2 protein-coding genes and 1 pseudogene are annotated in these 2,847 nt (G+C 53.4%); all 3 read left to right on the forward strand.

What is annotated here, in order from left to right:
* Positions 1–195: pseudogene (locus Q1A20_RS25995) on the forward strand (transposase); the annotation flags it as partial.
* A 247-nt stretch (positions 196–442) separates the two neighbouring features.
* Positions 443–1,111 carry a LysE family translocator gene (locus Q1A20_RS26000; RefSeq protein ID WP_299409119.1) on the forward strand — a complete coding sequence of 223 codons (669 nt, stop codon included), beginning with the start codon at positions 443–445 and terminating at the stop codon, positions 1,109–1,111.
* A 340-nt stretch (positions 1,112–1,451) separates the two neighbouring features.
* Positions 1,452–2,486: a hypothetical protein gene (locus tag Q1A20_RS26005; RefSeq protein WP_299401853.1), complete on the forward strand. Its 1,035-nt coding sequence runs from the start codon at positions 1,452–1,454 to the stop codon at positions 2,484–2,486.
* Positions 2,487–2,847: the final 361 nt, after the last annotated feature.

The raw sequence follows: 2,847 nt of genomic DNA on the forward strand, positions 1-2,847 counted from the left end.
GGGCCGACCCCAAAGGTAATTTTCTGCGCGCGCTGTCAGAAAAAATGGCAACGCCGCCGCAGTCTCGGCAGCGGCGCCGTTGATGATCCGAAGCGGTTTACCAACTCTCGGACAGTGGCTGCGCACTTCGGGCTTACACCTCGAAGATATCAGTCTGGCGAAACAGACAACCCTGGCCGCATCTCCAAAGCGGGGCGCTCCACGTCCAATCCGACACATGCGTGCAGCGGCCCAGCCGCACCGGGCCACCAATGACTGTGAAGAGAAGTGTGACCCGGATGAAGGACAACGATCCCAAAGCACGGAAACAAAACGATGAAATGAATTTGACCCAAACGCCAGATTAGAGAAGTGAACTTTCGCTGCGGTAGCCCGAAGATCCGCTTCAGCCGGGTGTTGCTAACACGACGCTGTATAAATCTGGCTCGCCAGGCCCAAAGCGATGTGCTTTGATATCTTCATGCCTATCGATCCGATTACCCTGTCCGCCTTCTCCCTCGCCGTCGTCGTCCTGGCGCTAACGCCAGGCCCTGACCTCTTTCTGATCTTAGGACGCGGGCTCGCGCAATGCCGCGTGGCAGCGATCTTTACCGCGCTTGGCTTTCTTCTCGCTGGCGTTGTGCAGGTGCCGCTCCTAGCTCTCGGCCTTGCAACCCTGATCGCAGAGAACCCCGTCCTATTCGACTTGATCCGCTACGCAGGCGGCGCTTATCTCATCTGGAGAGGCGCGAAGATGCTCTTTGGCCCGGTACCCGACCCTGCTGGCGACGGCTCCGCAGCAGTCTCTCGGGGCGAGGCGTTGCGCGAGGGGTTCGTGGCGAGCCTCGTTAATCCAAAGGGACACGCGTTCATGCTCGCCTTCCTGCCCCAGTTCGTGGACCCCACGGCAGGATCGGTCGCTGTCCAGTTTGTAGTCCTTGGCCTGGTGATGCGCGTCGTCGCCTTCCTGGTGGAGGTGACACTGGCTACATTCTCGGGAACTGTCGGTGCCGTCCTGCGTCGCTCACGACGCGCGCGCATCGCGTTGGAGCGCATTGCCGGCCTGCTCATCGTCGCGATCGGAGTCCGGCTCCTCCTTCTGGAGCCACCCGAACTGCGAGAAGCAAAGTAAGATTCTCCTCACGGAGTGCCCGACATGGCGCGACTTCCGCGTCTGCTGACCTGTCATAGGACGTCCACATCCAAGGTCTGGTTTGGGCTGACACCCGTCAACCGACCGAAACCTTCAGATGTCGCCTCAGAGCCCAATGTGTTCAATATAGCGTGCCGTTTGAATGTCCACTGTGGCGAAAACCGAAGCCGGCTGTTTGCCACTTTTAGAAATTTCATTTCATTTTTGCAGGGCGTTCGTACGAATTATTGAGATCAAGAAAGGCGATGCATGAAGCCTCGTCTTGCTTGTTGTCAATTGGTTGATAGGATTTCTTCTGACCAACATTGAGTGAGGCAATATGCGGCTAACATCATTGGTAGCTACTAGTTTTCTCTGTTTATTTATTGCTAATCCGGCCGCCGCGGAAAGCAGAAAAGTTGAAGGCCAGACCGCGCCGCAGTTTTCCTTGGCCGTCGAGGAATGGCTTGAAGGAAGAGACTTGCTTGCGTTGGAAAGCCTCGCGAAACTTTCACGTGAAGGAAATATAGCAGCTCAAATCCTGCTCGCGAGTATAGCCACGCGTGGCAACATGCATGCACACGTGACTGCTGACTTGCCTCACAAAGAACGTATCGCTTTACTACGAATTCCTAAAGGTCTCTCTGGAAAATCGTGGCTTACAGAAGCAGAAGGAAAAGAACCTCTTGCGACCGCATTATTGCAGTCGACAAAGGTCGGTGAGAAGGCCGCCGCAATCGTCGCTTTGATTGAACTGGGTGAAATACAAACCGCTCTGATTGCCGCCCGTTCAGTGAATTCCACTAACGAGGCTATAGAGCTAACAGATGCCCTCATTGGCATTGAAGATCAGCTTCCCGATGAGGCTGCAAGTGTTTTAATCCATTTGCTAAACTTAGCTTACAGCGATGAATATGGCCGATATACTGGGTCCGCGCGAATTCCCCAACGATTGGCACAAAATGGGAGTTTAAACGTTTCCGAACTAGCGTGGTTTTCGCCCGGCCCGAGAGAGTTACTGGATAGTAAGGAGAGGCTTGCAGAGGTTGTAAAACTAAGTGGTCAGGTCGAATCGTGGACCCCTATGTATGAGTTTTGCCAAAAGAAATGCACATCTAGCGCAGGTGAATGTACGGTGGTTGGCATGACGTTGCTTTGGGGCGTTGGGCCATTTGGATTGCGTAGTCCGGTTCAAAGTCTGATCCCAAACAGGTTGTACTGGTCCAGTGCCAGAATTGAAGGTGACTTAGCCCGTTCCGCTCCCGACATAAGCCGCTACTTCAGTGATGGCGATACAGACGGCGTAGCGAAGATTAATGCCTGCTTCATTGATGCGATGAAGGCTTCGCAAGAAACTCATGGATATGGCGGATAGTGATTGAGCCGACTTGGTGCTGACATCTACAGGTTTTTTTCGGAAAAGCTCTTGGATGGCAACCAACACTATGGACTGCTCAGTTGAATTTCCTTGCTGTTGGCCGCTAGATTTTTTTCAATAAAATCAGTGGTGGTTGTTGTGCTATCCTCGCAAGACTTAACCGTTCTTGTATGAAGTGTTAAATCTGCAAAACCGGACCTAGGAGCATCTGCAGCGAAAGCACACTTTGTCCCGCACCAGAGACATTGCCCTGCTTTACTTGAAGGTCGGCTTTAGCTGTTCGTCGTCAGGTTTTTTGGAACAGGTGGCCGCCCGATCTAAGAGAGGGCCTTGTTCATCTGGTTATGCGGCGGATTTG

Source organism: uncultured Roseobacter sp. (assembly GCF_947501835.1).
In the GTDB taxonomy this organism is placed as follows: domain Bacteria; phylum Pseudomonadota; class Alphaproteobacteria; order Rhodobacterales; family Rhodobacteraceae; genus Roseobacter.

Coding starts and splice junctions, on each gene's coding strand:
- Q1A20_RS26000 (WP_299409119.1), top strand. CDS start 443: ATGTGCTTTGATATCTTCATGCCTATCGATCCGATTACCCTGTCCGCC.
- Q1A20_RS26005 (WP_299401853.1), top strand. CDS start 1,452: ATGCGGCTAACATCATTGGTAGCTACTAGTTTTCTCTGTTTATTTATT.